19 protein-coding genes and 1 tRNA gene are annotated in these 19,151 nt (G+C 58.6%); 8 read left to right on the top strand and 12 right to left on the bottom strand.

All coding sequences use genetic code 11. From position 1 onward, the window contains the following. Positions 1 to 244 precede the first annotated feature (244 nt). Complete coding sequence (locus RCH09_RS14460) at positions 245 to 574, bottom strand: hypothetical protein (RefSeq protein WP_326941822.1); 330 nt, start codon at positions 572 to 574, stop codon at positions 245 to 247. A gap of 254 nt (positions 575 to 828) precedes the next feature. Then, on the bottom strand, positions 829 to 2,184 hold the full coding sequence (locus RCH09_RS14455; protein WP_442785040.1) for an MFS transporter: 1,356 nt from the start codon (positions 2,182 to 2,184) through the stop codon (positions 829 to 831). A 144-nt stretch (positions 2,185 to 2,328) separates the two neighbouring features. Here RCH09_RS14455 and cyoA point away from each other — a divergent pair, with 144 nt between their 5' ends. The 8 genes from cyoA to RCH09_RS14415 all read left to right on the top strand — a co-directional run bounded on the left by cyoA (position 2,329) and on the right by RCH09_RS14415 (position 10,576). Next, a complete protein-coding gene (gene cyoA, locus RCH09_RS14450) occupies positions 2,329 to 3,252 on the top strand; it encodes a ubiquinol oxidase subunit II (protein ID WP_326941821.1) in 924 nt (307 codons plus the stop codon). Between the two features lie 74 nt (positions 3,253 to 3,326). Further along, complete coding sequence (cyoB, locus tag RCH09_RS14445; protein ID WP_326941820.1) at positions 3,327 to 5,330, top strand: cytochrome o ubiquinol oxidase subunit I; 2,004 nt, start codon at positions 3,327 to 3,329, stop codon at positions 5,328 to 5,330. Continuing rightward, positions 5,323 to 5,958 (top strand): cytochrome o ubiquinol oxidase subunit III, encoded by a 636-nt coding sequence (gene cyoC / locus RCH09_RS14440; protein ID WP_326941819.1) that lies wholly within the window; start codon positions 5,323 to 5,325, stop codon positions 5,956 to 5,958. The genes cyoB and cyoC overlap by 8 nt, the downstream gene beginning before the upstream one ends. Beyond that, the gene (cyoD, locus tag RCH09_RS14435) at positions 5,955 to 6,419 is read left to right on the top strand and encodes a cytochrome o ubiquinol oxidase subunit IV (protein ID WP_326941818.1); all 465 of its coding nucleotides are present in this window, start codon (positions 5,955 to 5,957) and stop codon (positions 6,417 to 6,419) included. The genes cyoC and cyoD overlap by 4 nt, the downstream gene beginning before the upstream one ends. Further along, complete coding sequence (locus RCH09_RS14430) at positions 6,416 to 7,201, top strand: SURF1 family protein (protein WP_326941817.1); 786 nt, start codon at positions 6,416 to 6,418, stop codon at positions 7,199 to 7,201. Before cyoD ends, RCH09_RS14430 begins: the two co-directional genes overlap by 4 nt. Then, a complete protein-coding gene (locus tag RCH09_RS14425) occupies positions 7,185 to 8,525 on the top strand; it encodes an ATP-binding protein (RefSeq protein ID WP_326941816.1) in 1,341 nt (446 codons plus the stop codon). Before RCH09_RS14430 ends, RCH09_RS14425 begins: the two co-directional genes overlap by 17 nt. Further along, positions 8,522 to 9,058 carry a response regulator transcription factor gene (locus RCH09_RS14420; protein WP_326941815.1) on the top strand — a complete coding sequence of 179 codons (537 nt, stop codon included), beginning with the start codon at positions 8,522 to 8,524 and terminating at the stop codon, positions 9,056 to 9,058. The genes RCH09_RS14425 and RCH09_RS14420 overlap by 4 nt, the downstream gene beginning before the upstream one ends. Positions 9,059 to 9,355: 297 nt before the next feature. Continuing rightward, complete coding sequence (locus tag RCH09_RS14415; RefSeq protein ID WP_326941814.1) at positions 9,356 to 10,576, top strand: SBBP repeat-containing protein; 1,221 nt, start codon at positions 9,356 to 9,358, stop codon at positions 10,574 to 10,576. Between the two features lie 360 nt (positions 10,577 to 10,936). On the opposite strand, the gene RCH09_RS14410 is transcribed toward RCH09_RS14415, so the two are convergent. The 10 genes from RCH09_RS14410 to RCH09_RS14365 form a co-directional block, all read right to left on the bottom strand. After that, a complete protein-coding gene (locus RCH09_RS14410) occupies positions 10,937 to 11,389 on the bottom strand; it encodes a sterol desaturase family protein (RefSeq protein WP_326941813.1) in 453 nt (150 codons plus the stop codon). Between the two features lie 292 nt (positions 11,390 to 11,681). Continuing rightward, positions 11,682 to 12,353 carry a hypothetical protein gene (locus RCH09_RS14405; RefSeq protein WP_326941812.1) on the bottom strand — a complete coding sequence of 224 codons (672 nt, stop codon included), beginning with the start codon at positions 12,351 to 12,353 and terminating at the stop codon, positions 11,682 to 11,684. Then, positions 12,350 to 12,820, bottom strand: coding sequence for a hypothetical protein (locus RCH09_RS14400; RefSeq protein WP_326941811.1), 471 nt, complete (start codon positions 12,818 to 12,820; stop codon positions 12,350 to 12,352). Before RCH09_RS14400 ends, RCH09_RS14405 begins: the two co-directional genes overlap by 4 nt. Next, positions 12,817 to 15,234: a DUF3987 domain-containing protein gene (locus RCH09_RS14395; RefSeq protein WP_326941810.1), complete on the bottom strand. Its 2,418-nt coding sequence runs from the start codon at positions 15,232 to 15,234 to the stop codon at positions 12,817 to 12,819. The genes RCH09_RS14400 and RCH09_RS14395 overlap by 4 nt, the downstream gene beginning before the upstream one ends. Next, positions 15,231 to 15,383 (bottom strand): hypothetical protein, encoded by a 153-nt coding sequence (locus RCH09_RS14390; RefSeq protein ID WP_326941809.1) that lies wholly within the window; start codon positions 15,381 to 15,383, stop codon positions 15,231 to 15,233. The genes RCH09_RS14395 and RCH09_RS14390 overlap by 4 nt, the downstream gene beginning before the upstream one ends. Next, a complete protein-coding gene (locus RCH09_RS14385) occupies positions 15,380 to 15,586 on the bottom strand; it encodes a helix-turn-helix transcriptional regulator (RefSeq protein WP_326941808.1) in 207 nt (68 codons plus the stop codon). Before RCH09_RS14385 ends, RCH09_RS14390 begins: the two co-directional genes overlap by 4 nt. A 126-nt stretch (positions 15,587 to 15,712) precedes the next feature. Further along, positions 15,713 to 16,303: a hypothetical protein gene (locus RCH09_RS14380; protein ID WP_326941807.1), complete on the bottom strand. Its 591-nt coding sequence runs from the start codon at positions 16,301 to 16,303 to the stop codon at positions 15,713 to 15,715. Positions 16,304 to 16,395: 92 nt separating this feature from the next. Beyond that, positions 16,396 to 17,616: a tyrosine-type recombinase/integrase gene (locus RCH09_RS14375; protein ID WP_326941806.1), complete on the bottom strand. Its 1,221-nt coding sequence runs from the start codon at positions 17,614 to 17,616 to the stop codon at positions 16,396 to 16,398. Between the two features lie 176 nt (positions 17,617 to 17,792). Beyond that, positions 17,793 to 17,879, bottom strand: a tRNA-Leu gene (locus RCH09_RS14370). Between the two features lie 65 nt (positions 17,880 to 17,944). Further along, positions 17,945 to 19,129 (bottom strand): acyl-CoA dehydrogenase, encoded by a 1,185-nt coding sequence (locus tag RCH09_RS14365; protein ID WP_326941805.1) that lies wholly within the window; start codon positions 19,127 to 19,129, stop codon positions 17,945 to 17,947. Between the last annotated feature and the right edge of the window lie 22 nt (positions 19,130 to 19,151).

Genomic DNA, 19,151 nt, shown 5'->3' with positions numbered 1-19,151 from the left:
GGAAAGCGGCATTAAATCGCTTCGCCATCCAGTTTGAAGACCGGGTGCCGCAGGCTTAAACGAAAACCCGTTTACACAAAATACCTGACACCCCCTGGGGCTTCAGCACATCCACTGTGTGGGCAAGCAACTTCACCATTCCCGCGCACCCGGAAAGACGGCGCCATTCGCCGCCGCGCTCCCCGGCGCAGGCCCGCGCCTTGGACCTGCGAGAGTGGCAGACTTGATGGCGAAACCGTCTTTGTCAGATGCTGTAATCGTGCTTTCCGGTATTCCGGTGTTGGGCTTCGTTCTTCAGCTCCTTCAGGTCGAATTTCCATAACGCCTTGAAATTTTCCTGATCGCGATGGAGCTCCGCTTGGTAATTGGCTTCATCCTGTTCCCTGACCTTGCGATACCCCTCCATGGTGGCCTTTGGATTGCTGAAGTAGGTGCGTTTGTGAGCGAGGGTCAATTGGTGGTACGCCTCTTCCTTCTGTTTGCGCATTTGCTTGTACATCTTCTTGTCTTCCCTGCATGCGCGTTCGCCAGGAAGGGTGCGCGGATAACCCGGATTCAAGCCGTTGTTGCTCATTTCCTTCTCCATTAGTGAACAGAAATTCGGCCAGGTAATCGGCCAAGCTTTGTGTTGCTATCGGATAGGTGCCTTCTGGAAGGAAGTGGTTCCGTGGTTGACGCGGAATGGTCAGCCCTGGCGGATCGGGATTGTCGCGAAGTCACTCCGTCGCGCCGATGTGCAGTCAAACATGATGCCGGCGGGGCGGGTCTTGCACGGGGCCGGGCGGCCCCGCCGTGGGTGCGGTTGTACCGCCGGCCCTGATCAGGCAATCAATTCCGTATGTCGAGCGCCCGGTTCAGACTCAACGCCGCCAGCGAGCAGGCCGCGCCGGACAGCAAGTAGACGCTGACGTAGGCCAGCCCGAAATGGGCCGACAAGCCGAGCGCAACCAGTGGCGCAAATCCCGCGCCGACCAGCCAGGCAAGATCCGATGTGAGCGCCGCGCCGGTATAGCGGTATTTGGCCGGGAAGTTGGACGTGACCGCCCCGGACGCCTGGCCGTAAGACAGCCCGAGCAGGACGAAGCCGATCAGGATGAACACATTCTGTCCCAGCTCGCCGCCATCCATCAGCGTCGGCACGAAGCCGCTGAAGACGGCGATCAGGCCGGCCAGTGCCGCCAGCGTGGTGCGACGGCCAACCCGGTCCGCAATCAGGCCCGAGGCAACCACGCCGATGGCCGCCAGCGTCGCACCAATCATTTGTACGACCAGGAAGGCGCTGACCGAGCGGCTCGAGTACAGGCTGATCCATGACAGCGGAAAGACGGTGACGATGTGAAACAGCGCATAGCTGGCCAGCGCGGCCAGCGCGCCGGTAATCAGGTTGCGCCATTGCGAGCGACTCATGTCGATGACGCCGGTCGGCTCGAGCTCACGCTCGTCGAGCAGGCGGGAATACTCTTCGGTGGCGACCAGACGCAGACGGGCGAACAGCGCCACGACATTGATCGCGAACGCGCAGTAGAACGGATAGCGCCAGCCCCAGTCGAGGAAGTCATCCATCGACAGGTTGGTCAGCAGGAAAGAAAACAGTCCGGCGGCGATCACGAAGCCCAGCGGCGCGCCCAGTTGCCCGAGCATCGCATACCAGCCGCGCCGGTGTGGCGGTGCATTCAGCGCCAGCAGCGACGGCAAGCCATCCCAGGAGCCGCCCAGCGCGATGCCCTGGCCGATGCGCAACAGCGACAACAGGACGATCGAGGCGAATCCGAGATGCGCATAGGTCGGCAGAAACGCAATCCCGGCGGTCGACACGCCCAGCGCAAACAGTGCAATGGTGAGCTTTGCCTCGCGCCCGAGCCGGCGCTGGATCGCCATGAAGGCGACCGTGCCGAACGGCCGGGCGACGAATGCGAAAGAAAAAATCAGGAAGGCGTACAGCGTGCCTTCGAGGCGCTGCTCGAACGGGAAGAACACCGACGGGAACACCAGCACCGAGGCGATCGCATAGACAAAGAAATCGAAGTATTCCGAGGCCCGGCCGATGATGACGCCGATGGCGATTTCACCCGGGGCGATGCGTCCATGACCGGCGCTTGAATGGTCCGCAGCGGAGGTGTCGCGGTGTGCGGTAATATCGGCTGGCGGTATGCCGCCATCAGTGCGCGAGCTGGTCATGGTCATCGTTTCTCAAATTGGTCTCGTCAGACAGTTCGCAGAGTTTATCCACTTTTTGCCGCGCGGGGCTTGGACAAAACGTCCAATCGCTAACTGGCAACAGGCCAAGTACAGTTGTAAGTTCTTGAATCTTGTACGGGAAACCCAGGCATGTCTTCCTCTCTATTACGCCGTGGAATGTTGCTGCTGACTGTGATGTTGCTGGGCGGCTGCAATACGGTCGTGATGAATCCGTCTGGATTCGTCGCTGCGCAGCAGGGCCGGTTGATCGTCGTCGCCACGGTCCTGATGCTGATCATCATCATCCCGGTGATCGCCTGCACGATCTTTTTCGCCTGGCGTTATCGTAAAAACAATACCGCCGCGACCTATGATCCCGAGTGGAATCATTCGACCCAGCTCGAACTCCTGATCTGGGGCGCGCCGCTACTGATCATCATTGCACTGGGCCTGGTCACCTGGATCAGCACCCACACGCTCGACCCCTACCGTCCGCTGCAGCGCCTCGATGCCGAGCGCGCCATTCCCGCCGGTACAAAAACGCTCGTCGTCGAAGTCGTTGCGCTTGACTGGAAATGGTTGTTCATCTATCCGGAACAGGGCATCGCCACCGTCAACGAGCTGGTGGTCCCGGTCGATGTGCCGGTGCGCTTCAAGATCACGGCCTCGACCGTCATGAACTCGTTTTACATTCCTGCGCTGGCCGGCCAGATCTACGCCATGCCCGGGATGGAAACAAAACTCCATGCGGTCATCAACCAGGCCGGCGTGTACGACGGGTTTTCCGCCAATTACAGCGGGGCCGGATTTTCTGACATGCGCTTCAAGTTCCACGGTGTCAGCCCGACCGCCTTCGCCGATTGGGTGAAGGCGACCAAAACCGGCGGCGGCACCTTGCAGCGTGCCGACTATCTGGTGCTGGAGCAGCCGAGCGTACGCGCACCGGTCAGTCGCTACGGCAGCGTGGCGCCGGATCTGTATGACGCCATCCTGAATCGCTGTGTGGGCGCCGGCGCCGTTTGCATGAAGTCCATGATGACCGGCGAACACGCAGGGATGCATCACCATGAGTAAGGCATCGTCGAATCACGTGCCGGGTACGGGCTATATTGCCAGCAACACGTTCCAGTTTTCCTGCGAGACGCACCATGTTTAACGATATTGAATTGACCAAGCTGATTTTCGGCCGCCTGACCTGGGCCGCCATTCCGTTGCACGAACCTATTTTGCTGGTCACCTTTCTGATGGTCGGCATCGGCGGCGCCGCGGTACTTGGCGCCCTGACGTACTTCCGCTTGTGGGGCCCCTTGTGGCGCGACTGGTTCACCAGCATCGACCACAAGCGCATCGGCATCATGTACATCGTGCTTGGCCTGATCATGCTGCTGCGCGGCTTTGCCGATGCCTTGATGATGCGCGCGCAGCAAGCGATGGCCTTTGGCGACTCGGCCGGATTCCTCCCACCGCATCACTACGACCAGATCTTCACGGCACATGGCGTGATCATGATTTTCTTTGTGGCCATGCCGCTGGTCACCGGCCTGATGAACTACGTGGTGCCGTTGCAGATCGGCGCGCGCGACGTGGCGTTCCCGTTCCTGAACAATTTCAGTTTCTGGATGACGGCCTTCGGCGGCGGCCTGACGATGGCGTCGTTGTTCGTCGGCGAGTTCGCCACCACCGGTTGGCTGGCGTATCCGCCGCTGTCGGGCATCCTCGGCAGTCCCACAGTGGGGGTCGACTATTACATCTGGTCGCTGCAGATTGCCGGGGTCGGTACGCTGCTGTCGGGGATCAACCTGATCGCCACCATCGTCAAGATGCGGGCGCCGGGCATGACCATGATGCGCATGCCGATCTTCACCTGGACCGCGCTGTGCACCAACGTGCTGATCGTGGCTGCCTTTCCGGTGCTCACGGCAGTGCTCGGGATGTTGTCGCTGGACCGCATGGTCGGCACCAATTTCTTCACCAACGACATGGGCGGCAACGCCATGATGTATGTGAACCTGATCTGGATCTGGGGCCATCCCGAGGTCTACATTCTGGTTCTGCCGGCCTTCGGCATCTTCTCCGAAGTGGTGTCGACCTTCTGCAGCAAACGCCTGTTCGGCTACGCCTCGATGGTCTATGCCACCATCGTCATCACGATCCTGTCGTATCTGGTCTGGCTGCATCATTTCTTCACCATGGGGTCCGGCGCCAGCGTCAATTCGTTCTTCGGCATCACAACGATGATCATTTCGATTCCCACCGGCGCGAAGATCTTCAACTGGCTGTTCACCATGTACCGCGGTCGCATTCGTTTCGAGCTGCCGATGATGTGGGCGATGGCCTTCATGATTACCTTCGTCATCGGCGGCATGACAGGCGTGCTGCTGGCCGTGCCATCGGCGGACTTTGTGCTGCATAACAGCCTGTTCCTGATCGCCCACTTTCACAACGTGATCATCGGTGGTGTGCTGTTCGGCATGTTCGCCGGTATCAATTACTGGTTCCCGAAGGCGTTCGGCTACAAGCTCGATGTGTTCTGGGGCAAGGTGTCGTTCTGGTTCTGGGTAGTCGGTTTCTACCTGGCGTTCATGCCGCTGTATGTCCTCGGCCTGATGGGCGTGACCCGACGCATGAGTCATTTCGACGACCCGTCGCTGCAGATCTGGTTCCAGATCGCGGCCTTCGGCGCGGTGCTGATTGCGCTGGGCATTGGCGCAATGCTGGTGCAATTCGTGGTCAGCTATGTGCGCCGCGCGTCGCTGCGTGATGCCACCGGCGATCCATGGGATGGCCGCACACTCGAATGGTCGACCTCGTCGCCGCCACCGGATTACAACTTTGCCTTCACCCCGCGCGTGCATGATCTCGATGCGTGGACCGACATGAAGAAGCATGGTTATGTCCGGCCGCTGGCAGGCTTCACGGCAATCCACATGCCAAAGAACACCAGCGCAGGATTCGTCATTGCGGCGCTCAGTGCGGTGTGCGGCTTTGCGCTGATCTGGCAGATGTGGCTGGTGGCCGGGTTCGGGTTTGCTGCGATGCTGACGGCAATCATCGCCCACACGTTCAATTACCATCGCGATTACTTCATTCCTGCGGGCGACGTCGTTCGCACCGAGGGCATCCGTACCCGTTTGCTGGAGCAACATGTCTAATTCCATCGTCACTGACGGCACTGCCTTGCACGCCACCCCGAGCGAGCGCTTTTATGTGCGCTCACATCATCCCGAGAACGGCACCCTGCTGGGGTTCTGGCTGTATCTGATGAGCGACTGCCTGGTGTTCGCCTGTCTGTTTGCCACCTACGCCGTCCTCGGACGCAATTACGCCGGCGGCCCGACTGGCGCCGAGCTGTTCAATCTGCCGCTGGTTGCTGCCAACACCGGCTTGCTGCTGTTTTCATCGATCACCTACGGCTTTGCGATGCTGACGATGCAGAACAAGCAGCTGCGCAGCACGCTGGCCTGGCTGGCGCTGACCGGCGTGCTGGGCGCCTGCTTCATCGGGCTCGAGCTGTATGAGTTCGTGCACCTGGTGCACGAAGGCGCCGGACCCCAGCGCAGCGGTTTCCTGACCTCGTTCTTTGCGTTGGTCGCCACGCACGGCCTGCACGTGACCTTCGGCATCATCTGGCTGATGACGTTGATGTTCCAGCTGGGTCGTCATGGGCTGAGTGTCGAGAACGTCCGGCGTCTGACCTGCCTGTCGATGTTCTGGCACTTTCTGGACGTCGTCTGGATCGGTGTGTTCACGTTTGTCTACCTGATGGGATCCTTGCCATGAGCGAGCAGCACAGCAACGCGGCGCACGACGCCGACCATGGCCATCACGATCATGCCGCGCATGGCAGCCTGAAATCCTACTTCACCGGCTTTGTGCTGTCGATCATCCTGACCGCGATTCCGTTCTGGCTGGTGCTTGGCAAGGTGTTCGAGAAGTCGAGCACCACCGGCCTGGTGGTGCTGGGGTTTGCCGCCGTGCAGATTGTCGTGCACATGATTTATTTCCTGCACATGAATACCAAGTCCGAAAGCGGCTGGTCGATGCTGGCGCTGATCTTCACCGTCATGCTGGTGGTGATCATGCTCAGCGGCTCGATCTGGGTGATGTACCACCTCGATCACAACATGATGCCCGGCATGATGCCCGAGGCGATTGGCGAGATACCGCATGCCCTTGATGCGATGCCGGCGCCGATGGACCCGGCCATGCACGCGCTGCATGGCGCGCACAAGATGCCATGACACGCGCGCCGCGCGGCGCCATGCGTGACCGGCGTCTGCTGACTGCGATTGTCTTGCTGCTGGTAGTGGGGTTTGCCGCACTCGGGACCTGGCAGCTAGAGCGGCTGGCGTGGAAACAGGATTTGATGGCGCGGGTCGGACAGCGGGTCAATGCGCTCGCCATCGATGCGCCCGGGCCGGCCAATTGGGCGCAGGTCACACGGCAATCCGACGAGTACCGGCGTGTGCGTGTTACCGGTGCCTTCCTGTACACCCGCTCGACCGCAGTCCAGGCCGTGACGGAATTCGGCAGTGGCTTCTGGCTGCTGACACCGCTGGGCCGCACCGATGGCAGCGTGGTGCTGATCAATCGCGGCTTTGTGTCGCAGCGGCCAGTCGGCGCGATAGCGGATGCAACCGAGCTCACCACCGTGACCGGCCTGTTGCGCATCTCCGAACCCGGCGGCGCTTTCTTGCGCAGCAACGATCCCGGCCATGAACGCTGGTATTCGCGCGACGTGGCCGCAATTGCGGCGGCGCGCGGCCTTGGTCCGGTGGCGCCGTTTTTCATCGATCTGGATCGCGCCTCACAGCCACGCCGGTCCGCCGGGGACAACGGGGTACAGCCGATCGCCGGGTTGACCGTCATCGCTTTTTCCAATAATCATCTCGTGTATGCATTGACTTGGTATGCTCTGGCATCGATGGTGGCAGGCGGCTGGCTGATTGCCATGCGCCGCGACCGCCGCCGGCCGCGCACGGCCCGTCAAGATCACGAGAGCAATGATGTTTCCCAACCCTGAACTGCTGGCTTCCAGCGCCCATCCGGTCCCGTCAGTGGCAACCACGTCCGCCCGCGATGCGGCAGGCTATCGGAACATGCTGCACCTGATCCAGTTACGCTGGATCGCGGTGGTCGGCCAGATCAGCACGATTGCGGGAGTCACCCTCGGCTTTGGCATCGTGCTGCCGCTCGACAGCATGATCAAGGTGCTGGTGTGCCTGATCGCCTTCAATATCGCCAGCCAGCTGCGTCTTGGCGAGCAGCGCATGGTTACCAATAACGCCTTGTTTTTGGCCCTGCTGGTGGATGTCGCCAGCCTTACCGGCCAGCTGTATTTCAGTGGCGGCATTACCAATCCGTTCGCTTTCCTGTATTTGCTGCAAGTCATTCTGGGCGCGGTGTTGCTGGACGTCTGGTCGACCTGGACCATCGTCGGCATCACCAGCGCCTGCCTGGCCGGGCTGGCGCTGCTGTCGAAACCGCTGCAACTGCAGCAGGAACATGTCGGTCAGTTTTTCAGCCTGTACGTGCAGGGCATGCTGGTGTGCTTTGCCCTCAACGCCGCGTTGCTGGTGATTTTCATTACCCGCATCAATGCCAATCTGCGCGCCGGCGACGCCCAACTGGCGCATCTGCGCCAGCGCGCTGCCGAAGAAGAGCACATCGTGCGCATCGGCCTGCTGGCATCCGGCGCAGCGCATGAACTGGGCACACCACTGGCGACGCTGGCGGTCATCCTGGGCGATTGGCGGCGCATGCCCGAGTTCAGCCGCAATCCCGAATTGCAGGAGGAGATCACGGAAATGCAGGTCCAGCTGCAACGCTGCAAGGCCATCGTCAGCGGCATCCTGATGTCGGCCGGCGAGGCGCGTGGCGAGTCGTCGGTGAAGACCACCCTGAATACCTTTCTCAACGAGCTGGTCGAGGCATGGCGCGCCAGCCGACCGATCGACAACTTCGTGTATCAGAACCATATCGTGCAGGATGTGCCGGTGGTGTTCGATTCGACCCTCAAGCAGATGATCTGGAACGTGCTCGATAATGCCGCCGAGGCGTCGCCGCATTGGGTCAGTCTGGAAGTCACGCGGGAGGCGGACATGCTACGCCTGTCGGTGAGCGACGCCGGCGCCGGATTCACTCCCGCCATGTTGACGCACTTCGGCAAGCCCTATCAGTCGAGCAAGGGGAGTCCTGGCCGCGGCCTCGGCCTGTTCCTGAGTGTGAATGTGGCGCGCACGCTGGGTGGCTCGGTGACCGCCGAAAATCGCAAGGATGGCGGGGCCGTGGTGCATCTGAAACTGCCGCTGGCGGCCATTGCCCTCGACGCGGGAGCGGGTGGATGACAACCGATCGACTGCTGCTGATTATCGAAGACGATGCCGCATTTGCGCGCACGCTCGGGCGTTCGTTCGAACGGCGCGGCTACGACGTGGTGCTGGCAGCCAGCCTCGATCAGGCCGCCATCCTGCTGCAGCACCAGTCGCCGCGCTACGCCGTGGTCGACCTGAAATTAAACGGCAGCACCTCCGGACTGGCCTGCGTCCAGATGCTCAACAAGCATGATCCGGCGATGCTGATTGTTGTCCTGACCGGCTTCGCCAGCATCAACACGGCAGTCGAAGCAATCAAGCTCGGCGCCGTGCAGTACCTCGCCAAGCCGTCCAATACGGACGATATCGAAGCCGCTTTCGGACACATTGCCGGCAGCCGCGAGATCGAGCTGACCAATCGTTCGACGTCGATCAAGACGCTCGAATGGGAACGCATCCACGAAACCCTGGCAGCGACCAACTTCAATATTTCCGAAACGGCGCGGCGGCTTGGCATGCATCGGCGGACGCTGGCGCGCAAGCTGGAGAAGCAGCGGGTGAAGTAAAGATTTGCGGGACTGGCGAAAGAAAAAAAGCCCGATTGCTGCGAAATCGAGAATATAATTCCGCCTGTAACGTTACTCTTCTGGCAACTCCTGTGTACACTTCCGGTTAATTGCTTGGATGCATTCGGTATCGGGTTTTTCACATCGCCAGGGCATTTGCGCATCATGCGATGGCGGTCTGTGCCGATCGGTTATTCCAAACCAGTTCATTGTTCGATTCCGTGCGCAAGGTGGCCGGCGATGGCGGTCTGCGATTTTCTTAAGCTATTCGATGGTCACTTTTATAAAGAGAAAGCAATGCAATTCTTCCCACGTAAATTTCTGGCTTTGTGCTTCGCTGTGTTGGTGACAGGCTGCGGTGGCGGCTCCAGCCCAGGCGCGGCGAATTCTGATCCTGCAAGCACAAGTCCGATGGTCCTGGCAGCTGGCTCAACCTTCACCGTGACGGCCAATGTATCGGTGTTGGTGCCGTCCGGCACCGTCGTGACGTCGACCAATGGAAACGTCGTCACCGTCAACGGAACGAACAATACGGTCAGCACGCAGGCCGGCGCTGTCATCACTGTTCCGGCAAACGCAACGGGACCGGCCACCGATCTTGTGACAACCGGTCAGGCGCCGACGGGGAGTGTTTCAACTGCGCCGGCCAACATCACCTTGCTTGCCGGCTCCGCGACCACTAGCTTCAGTCCTGCCGATGGCACTGGCACCGCAGCCATCCTTGGGGGCGGCGGCCACATGGTCGTGGATGCCAACGGCAATATCATCATCTCGGACCGTGGATCGCTGAGAACAGTTACTCCGGGCGGAGTGGTCACGACGCGGCAGTCCGCGAATGGATCCGACTTTTATGAAGGCATTGCGATTGACGCAGCTGGAAATATCTTTGGCTCACACTCGTTCGTTGCTTCGTCTCCCGCGAGTCCGACAGTCTGGGGAGCGTCGATCAACGAGCTAACCGCTGCCGGGGTGCCGCAGCAGCTATTGGCAAATTGGGAAAATTCTTCATCCACGTCATCGATTGGCGTCGGCGCCATGGCTGTGGACAGCAAGGGAAATTTGTATCTGGCGGATGTCGTGAACAATCGGATCGTGAAGTTTCCCACCACCGGCAATTGGAATGTATTTGCGGGCAGCGGAGCGAGCGGCGACATCGACGGCGCCGGCGCCTCTGCCACATTCACGATGAGCTTCGATTCCGAAATCGCAATTGACGCGCTGAACAACCTGTTTGTTGTCTCGAATGGATTGATTCGGAAAATTGCGCCTGACGGGACGGTCGCGACAATCGGCAGTCGATTGGCTACCACAAGCAGTGCCATTGCCATCGACCAAGCGGGGAACATCTACCTTGCCGGATCTGGAAAGCTCTATCGTGTCAGCAGTGGCGGAACCGTGACGTCTTTCGCGTTTCCGAACACCACGGAGTTTGTATCGTCGATGGTCACGGACAAGCAGGACAATCTCTATGTAAGCACGCGCGGGCTGGGTGCGCAGATTTTCAAGATCGCATTCTAAGCGCGCACGGTCATTGGTTTGTCGCATCGGATGGCGCAAGCATGCACAGATCGATGGCTTAAAACAAAAAACCCGCCAGGCAGATGCCATGCGGGTTTTAGTCTTTTTGCTACGGTGTGATTCAGGTGCTTGGTGCGGGAGCCGGAATCACATTTCACCTTGTAAGCCTTATGGATGTTAGGTTTGTTGGTATGCGATTAGAAATGTGCCAACAAAAATACCATCAATAAGTAATGCGTGTCCAATTTGCAACGGCTTTGAATCTGAGTGTCGGACGCTGTTACCTCGCGTGCGCGGAACGCTCCAATAGGTGTTGGAAAACCGTGTTGGCAGATACCTGCATGTTGGTAATTGGATCGGCTAGTTCTCCAACGGGGACAAGAATAGTCCTGTGGTGGTGTTGGGAAGTATCCACAACCAAGGCATTGTGTGTTGGCTACGATGAAACCAATAATAGAAGAAATCAAAGGCGAATAGCGGGACGAAAATAAACACGGCCGCCATCAATAATTTTGATATGCCATGGTGATTCGCCAATATTGAGGACAAATCTGCTTTGATCCAGGGGCCGCCAAAAATTGACACAATTTTTGTTATTAACATCCCCAGAAAAAATACTGCAAAAAAATTAAAGGTAAAGCTGATCAAACTGAGCTTTATATTTGTCAGCATTCCTTTTGGATCCTGATTTTTTTGTGCAGGAAAGAATCTCTCGAGCACAACGAAAAAAATCATCCCACCAAAAATAGAAGCCCACGCGATGAGAGTCGGAGAAAAAGCGTTTTCAATGTAATTTAAATAGTTTTTGAACATTTCGCACATTTCAGAAAAGCAAGTTGCGCATTGTATCGCAGACAACCCAAAGGTAAGCCGCCGTTTTCCTGCTAAAGAGCCGCATCATTCCGCGTGTACGGTCCATTCAGGGGGGCTATCTCAGATAATTTCGACCTAACGCGGTCATTCCGCTCAAGTCGCCTACTTCATGCGACTCAACAGGTCGTTGTATTCCCGGAGCAACTCAGCAACCTGTTTCCCTGCCGCTTTTGCCGCGACGTTGTAGCCGCCGTGAATAAAAGCGTTCTGACTGCTTGACGCCTTCCCCGCGTCAGTCACTGGCCCGGTGGATCGCTCCCACGGTTTCCATGTGCGGATTGCTGCCGCCTGCTTTGCCCGTCGCTCTGGTGTCCAGCCGTTCGCCATGATTCGCCCCCAATAGTTCGTTTGATGGATTGATATTTTTTTCCGTGCGCGATGCTGGCGGTTTCTGGTCGCCGCCGTTGTTGACCTGCTGCTGCTGCGCGATGTTGGCCTGCTTGATGAACGTGGCGGACTTCGGATATTGCACCTCCGCCAGTGTCTCGATGGTCGCCCGGCATTGCGCCTGGGCTTTAAAGGCCAGCCGTAGATATGCTTCTGTGGTGCTCAGGTGCGTGCCCAAGTTACCGGCGGCCCGCTGCGCCAGTTCATTGAATATCGTATTCAGGGTCATCGCCTGCGCCGTCAACGTGGCCTCCAGTTCGGACAGATCACCAGCGTTCACTTTTGCTGCCTTCTCGGTCATCGCGTCAATCGTCCTCATCAAATTCGATGACGGGAAATTGCGTGCCGTGAATGCCTTTGCCGTGACCGTGTTCGCCACAATAGGCGAGATGGACAGGGCGGCTAGCTGCTGTTCAGGACTCTTACCGGCTTCCTTGATTACTTGCAGGGTTTGCGAATTGTCGGCGCTCGCCGGTGTCGCCGCCTTCTTGCTGATTGCTGCCTTGGGTTTCGTCATGGTGTTACCTCCAGTCGGTGATTGAATCCTGCGCATCGCTGCAATACGTCCACCAGATCGGCTGGCGTCGAAGCGTCACCGATCCACAGCTTTCGCCATTGGCTGCATCGTCGGTGAACCACATCGCCGGACAGGTGTTTGCATTCAAGGCAGATGCGCCGGTCGTCGTGTTCGTCGTCGCGGTGCGCCATCCGGTCAGCCAGTGCGCTTGCATCGTCCAGGTTCAATCCGCGATCCGTGAACAGGGCAACGCGTGCGGTGAACAGATCGGTTATCGGTGTGGCCGGATCATTGGCGGGGTCAGCGTCCGTGCGGATTGACGGATCAGCTTCACCGATCGAATTTTGAGAATACGCAGAACCCGGCCCTACAAAAACTACAGAAACCCCTTCCTGCCCTTTTCGTAGTTTTTGTAGGGTCGCGTCTGGCGTCTCATCCAATTTCTTCAGACGTGCCAGCCAGTTCATGCCGCACCCCCGGCCATTCGCATCAGCACCGCCGGATTCACCTGATAATGTCCGCTGGGCCTGCCGCGTCCCATTGCGTCACCTGATGATTGCGTCTCTCTGCGCAACCAGTCGTAATCCACCAGCACGTCAGCCGCCTTGCGCACCGCTTCCGCCGTGGTCAATCCGGCCCAGCACTTTTGCGCGGCCATCCGTGGCGTGAAGTCGGCACCCAGCGAACCGGCCATGACCTTCTTTAGCAGCGATGCGGCCCCGGCGGTCTCTGGCATCAGCGCCGCCGAATACAGCCGGTTGGCATGACTGCGCAGATAGTCGCCCCACGATAGCGCCCGGATCAATTCACGTTCACCGATCACGCCGCCATTGTCCGGTGTGTCGATCAGCGCGAACACCAGCGCCAGCGCAGGAATCAGCTTGCGGTACTTGGCGAGATGCGACTCCATCGCCGGGTGCAGGTCGCCGCTTTTGATTTCCTGTTCAAACGGTATGCGCCATTCGACAAACAATGCCTGCGCCGCCGCATCAAAGCGCCATACCTGCGCTTCGGTCTCGCTGGCGGTCTCAAGCTTCGCCAGTCGCTCGAACACGGCCCCGGCGGTTTGCCTGGCTGGGGTATCCGGCCATTGGTCAACATGGCGGAATTCGCCGCTTACGTCAGGCCACACGGTCAGGCCGAAGCGCTGCAACAGGCCATCGTCGGCACTGCCGCCCGATACGGCACCGCGTACGTATTCCTGAATCCGGCCCGGTTGAATCCCGCCGATCATGGACAGGCATACGCGGTCGATATGGACGGTGCCGCGCCCGATGCGATCAAAAGTGTAACCCTGATTGCCGTCATAGGATTGCAGGTAAAAGGCGCGTGAACCTTCCTGCCCCTGCTTGTCCATGCCGGTCAACAGGCCGTAGATTTCGTCCCGATACGATAGGGTTCCCCACGGATTGACGCCCAGCAGTTCGCCCAGCTTTTCGACGGTCGCATCGTTGACGATGAACCGCCGCGCTGTCGGTTCTGCCGGTGGTGCGTCCAGTGGTTGCAACAGCGCACGCGCCGCCGCCGGGTCTTTGGTCGCCAGCCCCTTGGCTTTCTTTTCGTTGTTCGCACCCTGCAACTCGATCAGCTTCGCTTCGATTTCCCATGCCTCATGTTCGGCCTGCCATAGCTCGAACTCGCTTTGCTGCAAGCGGTTCAATGGCTTCAGAACTTCACTCAATGCCGGGCTTTTCATCACGCCGGGCCTGCCGATAATCAATCCCCACAGATTCGGCACGACTTGCCAGTCGTCGCGCTCTTTCGGCTGGATCACCGCACGCGCACCAATCAGGCTGGATAGCGCCACCACTGCGCCGACTGCCGGAAAGTCTGGCGGGCACTGCATGCGGTTCGCAATATCCATTACCCAGGCACGCAATGCCACCGGCAATAAATCCGGGTCGAAGGCTTGGACTGGCGGTAACACGTCCGGTAGCGGGGTTGGTGTCGTCCATCCGTCGCCGCCGGGTTTCGCGTCCGGTGCGCTTGCCGCATCAATGCAGTGTCTTACTGCTGTCGCGCCTTCAATCTGGTGCAGGTCGTTGAAGTCGGTCGCCTTGTCCGGTCGCACGTCGGCAAACACTGGCACCGCCAACATTCCGGCCACCGCCAGCGCCGCCGCCGTTGCTTTAGTCATGCCGGGATTGCCTGCGGTGCGGTAGTCGTCGTCGGCTGCAATAGTGATCGTCAGCGCCGGATATTTTTCGTGCAGCGCCATCGCCACCGGCAACAGGTTGCCAGCATCGAAGGCAATCGCCACGGCCAGCCCGGTACATTCGTTGATGCTCGCGCCAGTGGCGAAGCCCTCACAAATAATCAGTCGTCCGTCAGGCTTCCCAATGCTGAAGTAACAGCCGTTCACGCGCCCGTCCCGCATGTAGCGTTTGTCGCCATTCGCCCAGATGGTTTGCAGGCTGTGCAGTATGCCGCTGCTGTCACGCATTGGAATCAGCAACGTGTCGCCCGATACTCGGGCACCGTGCGCCTGTATCCCCTTCGCCGTCAGATAAGGATGCGCTGTCGCCGCTTCAGACCCCGCCAGCCGTTGCCCCGCCGCTTCCCTGCCGCTGGCATGGCTTCGCGCCTGTTCGTCGTCACGCTGCCGCTGCATGGCCTTGCTGCGCTCTCGCATGGCCTGCCGTTCGGTGCTGCTCAACTCACGGTCAGACTTGCCGCACCAGGCCGATTGAAACCCGCTGCGCCAGCATCCAAACGAACCTGCCGGTATGCCATCGCTGTGCAGCACGTACCAGCCGGAATCGTCGCCGCGCTTGCCGTTAGTACTGAAGCGGTGCAGCTTGCCATCGTCGTGTATCTCGTCCGGTGCGGTCAGCCCTGCGGCTTCCATGGCGCTTCTGAACTTGTCCAGATGGTCACTCATGCCAGCCCCCGAAAACAGGTCGCCAGCACTGATGCGCCGCGCAGGAATGCCACCTTGATACGGATGCAGAGTGCTATGATTTTGCTGAACTTGTTGGTGTCCGCCGTGGTGGTCTCGAAGCCCCTGGCGGATTGTTTTTTGTGGGTCATTGAGCGGCACCGCCTGCGCGTTGCGCAATGAAGGCTTCAACGACTGCCGCATCCCATACCGTGACCGATTCACCCAGCTTGAACGGCTTCGGGAATTTGCCCTCCCGCACCCAGCGCCAGATTGTTGCAGGACTGACGGGCAACATGCCCTTGCTCTTTTTTGTGGTCGCAATATCTGCAACCCGGATAACTCTCTGTGACATGAAACACCCCTTGAAAATTCGCCGTGGCACGGCATGGGGTGAATCATTATTTATTGCAAATGATTTATGAATAGCGACAAGCGGTCAGCCGTAACAGCGTAGCCGCTTGACGTGTCTTTGTAGCGGCTAAACGGATAGCTTTGCGGGTTTTCGAAGCCACTCTGCAATAGTCCGCTGCGCATTTTCATCTGACAAAGTAGCGCCGATTGTTTTCCCATACTGGATCACGGCATTCTTCATTTCGTGTGCAGCTTTGTTTGCCGTTCGAACGTCTCCGATCTCGCGCTGTTCTACCGTCCATTTTTCTAGCTCACGCATTGGTGCATGGCGCTTGTCCGCACCCTTCATTCCATTGCCTGATTGATGATTTTTTATGATGCAAGCAGGGCAGATGCAAGCAGTGCGGCTTTCCGGCATGCCCGCCAAAAATCCCATAAGATAGCTACCAGTGCAAAGGGCATCAATTAGTTCAGATTCGGTTTTCGTAGTCATCGCTATTGACGTCTGTACAACTGCGATACAAAGAATCCGTCGTTCATAAAATTTCTCTCCATTTTCGTCATCGACATTAGGTTCAGCGTCTTGCATGCCTTCTTCAAGCAGCGCGCTAAAAACACCGTCATCAAGCAGAAACAGATTTCGACGTTCTGCCTGAAATGTTACGCCCTCTAAAAGACTGCTAATTTGCACGCCATATTTCGTATCAAACTTACCCATAGCATCCCCTTGATGCCCCTGTAAAAAAGGTGCCAGCCCAGCCCGTCAGGGAAACGGGTTTTCGGGGATCAGCCTATGGCTGGCGTAAAACGCTAAATCGTTGCGCGTATCGGTATCACTTCAGCCCCGGCCCGGAGCTTGTCCAGATAATCCGCCCACCGCTGCATCATTTCGCCACGCGCCGGAAGGTGTTTGGTGCGGTTATACGCTGTACCGTTGGCGTCGGTAACTTTGTGCGCTAACTGGTGCTCGATCAGGTCGACGCGTTCGTTCAGCACTTCATCCATGATGGTTCTGGCGGTCGCCCTGAAGCCGTGCGCGGTCATCACTTCTTTGCTGTAACCCATGCCGCGCAAAGCTGCGTTGATGGTGTTCTCGCTCATGCAGCGGTCAAGGGTGCGTATGCTGGGGAACACGTATTTGCCTTGCCCGGTCATCGGTTGCATGGCGCGAAAGATCGCCAATGCCTGCGCCGACAGCGGCACCATGTGTTCGATGCGCAGCTTCATTTTCGTCGCCGGAATGCGCCACTCTGCCGCGTCAAGATCAAGCTCTGACCATTCCGCCGAACGCAGTTCACCCGGTCGCAGAAAAACCAATGGTGACAGCTTTAATGCCGCTGCTGCATAGGCATGGCCGGAATAACTGTCGATTGCCCGTAACAGCCCGCCAAGTTGTTGCGGGTCAGTGATTGCGGCACGATGGACTTCGATAGCTGGCGGTATCGCGTTCTTCAGGTCGACAGTTACATCGCGCTCTGCTGCGCCCAATCCCACCGCAAAGCGAAACACGCGAGCACAAAGCCGCTTGATCTGGTGTGCAGAATCGACCGCGCCGCGTGCTTCTATCTTTTGAAGCATTGCCAATACCTCAGGCGGCTTGATTGTTGAAATTGGTTTGCTGCCGATGGACGGGAACACGTCCTTTTTGAGCCATGTGGACAGTTTTTCGTGTGTGCTTGCGGCCCGGCTGGACTCAGTTTTTTCCAGCCACGCCCGCGCCATGCTCTCAAAGGTGTTCGCTGCCGCGTCCGCTCTGGCTAACTTGTCGTCGCGCTTAGCTTGACCGGGGTCGATCTTATCCGCCAACAGTTCTTGCGCCGCGTCACGCTTCTTTCGGGCCTTCAGTAACGAAACTGCCGGGTAGGTGCCAAGCGAGAGTGTTTTTTGCTTGCCGTCAAAGCGGTAGTTCATGCGCCAGTATTTGCCCGTTGCACTGACCAACAAATACAACGCCTGGCCGTCTCCGTGCTTCTCTCCAGCCTTAGCGCCGCTGTGCTTTACCTGCTTAACAAAGGTGTCGGTCAGTGCCATTTTTTGCCCCAGTTGTTGGTATGCGTTTTTGGTGGTTTTTGGCGTACCAACAAATGCACCAACAAAAAACCGCTATGTGATGGTACCGGGTGCAATGGCGTGAGACAACAAAAAACCCGCGAAGCTAGATGCCATGCGGGTTTTGAGACTTCTTGATACGGTGTGATTCAGGTGCTTGGTGCCGGGAGCCGGAATCGAACCGGCACGCTGTTACCAGCGCGGGATTTTGAGTCCCGTGCGTCTACCTATTCCGCCATCCCGGCAACGCAGGCAGCATTATGTCCGATTTGCCCCTGCACGGCAACCTCGGATGTTGATCGCTGCCGGCTTAGCTTGAAAAGGCCTGGATCCCGGTTTGCGCCCGGCCCAGAATCAACGCGTGGATGTCGTGCGTGCCTTCGTAGGTGTTGACCACTTCCAGATTCATCATGTGGCGGATCACGCCGTATTCATCCGAGATGCCGTTGCCACCCAACATGTCGCGCGCGGTGCGGGCGATGTCGAGTGCCTTGCCGCACGAATTGCGCTTCATCATCGAGGTGATTTCCACCGAGGCAGTGCCGTCGTCCTTCATGCGCCCCAGTCGCAGACAGCCCTGCAGGCCCATGGTGATTTCGGTTTGCATGTCGGCCAGCTTTTTCTGGATCAGCTGATTGGCCGCCAGCGGCTTGCCGAACTGCTTGCGGTCGAGCACATACTGACGCGCGATATGCCAGCACGATTCTGCCGCGCCCAAGGCACCCCACGCGATGCCGTAGCGGGCTGCATTGAGGCAGGTGAACGGACCCTTCAGGCCGCGCACATCGGGGAAGGCGTTTTCTTCCGGGCAGAACACGTTGTCCATGACGATCTCGCCGGTCAGGGAGGCACGCAGTCCGAATTTGCCATGGATCGCCGGAGTCGACAGGCCAGCCATGCCTTTTTCGAGAATGAAGCCGCGAATGGCGCCTTCGTCGTCCTTGGCCCAGACCACGAACACATCGGCGATCGGTGAATTCGAGATCCACATCTTGCTACCGGTCAGGGCATAGCCGCCGCCGACCTTCTTTGCACGCGTGATCATCGAGCCGGGGTCGGAGCCGTGGTCGGGTTCGGTCAGGCCGAAGCAGCCAATGAATTCGCCGGTGGCCAGTTTCGGCAGGAAGCGCTGGCGCTGTTCTTCGGTGCCGAATTCAAAAATCGGTGTCATGACCAGCGATGATTGCACGCTCATCATGGAGCGATAGCCGGAATCCACCCGTTCGATTTCACGCGCGATCAAACCGTACGAGACATAGTTCAGTGCCGGGCCGCCGTACTGCTCGGGAATGGTGGGGCCGAGCAGGCCGAGTTCACCCATCTCGCGAAAAATCGAGGCGTCCATTTTTTCGTGGCGAAACGCTTCGAGAATGCGCGGCTGCAGTTTGTCCTGACAGTAGGCGCGCGTGGCGTCGCGCACCATGCGTTCGTCGTCGCTGAGTTGGGCGTCGAGCAGCAGCGGGTCATCCCACTGGAATTGGGCCGATTTTTTCATGTCATCCTCCGAAGTTTGGACT

It is taken from the genome of Actimicrobium sp. GrIS 1.19, assembly GCF_035984655.1.
In the GTDB taxonomy this organism is placed as follows: domain Bacteria; phylum Pseudomonadota; class Gammaproteobacteria; order Burkholderiales; family Burkholderiaceae_D; genus Actimicrobium.
This window is presented reverse-complemented; position numbering and strand designations above follow the sequence as displayed.

Excerpts from the sequence above, each read along its gene's own strand:
- RCH09_RS14460 (WP_326941822.1), bottom strand. The coding sequence starts at position 574 with ATGAGCAACAACGGCTTGAATCCGGGTTATCCGCGCACCCTTCCTGGC.
- RCH09_RS14455 (WP_442785040.1), bottom strand. The coding sequence starts at position 2,184 with ATGACCATGACCAGCTCGCGCACTGATGGCGGCATACCGCCAGCCGAT.
- cyoA (WP_326941821.1), top strand. The coding sequence starts at position 2,329 with ATGTCTTCCTCTCTATTACGCCGTGGAATGTTGCTGCTGACTGTGATG.
- cyoB (WP_326941820.1), top strand. The coding sequence starts at position 3,327 with ATGTTTAACGATATTGAATTGACCAAGCTGATTTTCGGCCGCCTGACC.
- cyoC (WP_326941819.1), top strand. The coding sequence starts at position 5,323 with ATGTCTAATTCCATCGTCACTGACGGCACTGCCTTGCACGCCACCCCG.
- cyoD (WP_326941818.1), top strand. The coding sequence starts at position 5,955 with ATGAGCGAGCAGCACAGCAACGCGGCGCACGACGCCGACCATGGCCAT.
- RCH09_RS14430 (WP_326941817.1), top strand. The coding sequence starts at position 6,416 with ATGACACGCGCGCCGCGCGGCGCCATGCGTGACCGGCGTCTGCTGACT.
- RCH09_RS14425 (WP_326941816.1), top strand. The coding sequence starts at position 7,185 with ATGTTTCCCAACCCTGAACTGCTGGCTTCCAGCGCCCATCCGGTCCCG.
- RCH09_RS14420 (WP_326941815.1), top strand. The coding sequence starts at position 8,522 with ATGACAACCGATCGACTGCTGCTGATTATCGAAGACGATGCCGCATTT.
- RCH09_RS14415 (WP_326941814.1), top strand. The coding sequence starts at position 9,356 with ATGCAATTCTTCCCACGTAAATTTCTGGCTTTGTGCTTCGCTGTGTTG.
- RCH09_RS14410 (WP_326941813.1), bottom strand. The coding sequence starts at position 11,389 with ATGTTCAAAAACTATTTAAATTACATTGAAAACGCTTTTTCTCCGACT.
- RCH09_RS14405 (WP_326941812.1), bottom strand. The coding sequence starts at position 12,353 with ATGACGAAACCCAAGGCAGCAATCAGCAAGAAGGCGGCGACACCGGCG.
- RCH09_RS14400 (WP_326941811.1), bottom strand. The coding sequence starts at position 12,820 with ATGAACTGGCTGGCACGTCTGAAGAAATTGGATGAGACGCCAGACGCG.
- RCH09_RS14395 (WP_326941810.1), bottom strand. The coding sequence starts at position 15,234 with ATGAGTGACCATCTGGACAAGTTCAGAAGCGCCATGGAAGCCGCAGGG.
- RCH09_RS14390 (WP_326941809.1), bottom strand. The coding sequence starts at position 15,383 with ATGACCCACAAAAAACAATCCGCCAGGGGCTTCGAGACCACCACGGCG.
- RCH09_RS14385 (WP_326941808.1), bottom strand. The coding sequence starts at position 15,586 with ATGTCACAGAGAGTTATCCGGGTTGCAGATATTGCGACCACAAAAAAG.
- RCH09_RS14380 (WP_326941807.1), bottom strand. The coding sequence starts at position 16,303 with ATGGGTAAGTTTGATACGAAATATGGCGTGCAAATTAGCAGTCTTTTA.
- RCH09_RS14375 (WP_326941806.1), bottom strand. The coding sequence starts at position 17,616 with ATGGCACTGACCGACACCTTTGTTAAGCAGGTAAAGCACAGCGGCGCT.
- RCH09_RS14365 (WP_326941805.1), bottom strand. The coding sequence starts at position 19,129 with ATGAAAAAATCGGCCCAATTCCAGTGGGATGACCCGCTGCTGCTCGAC.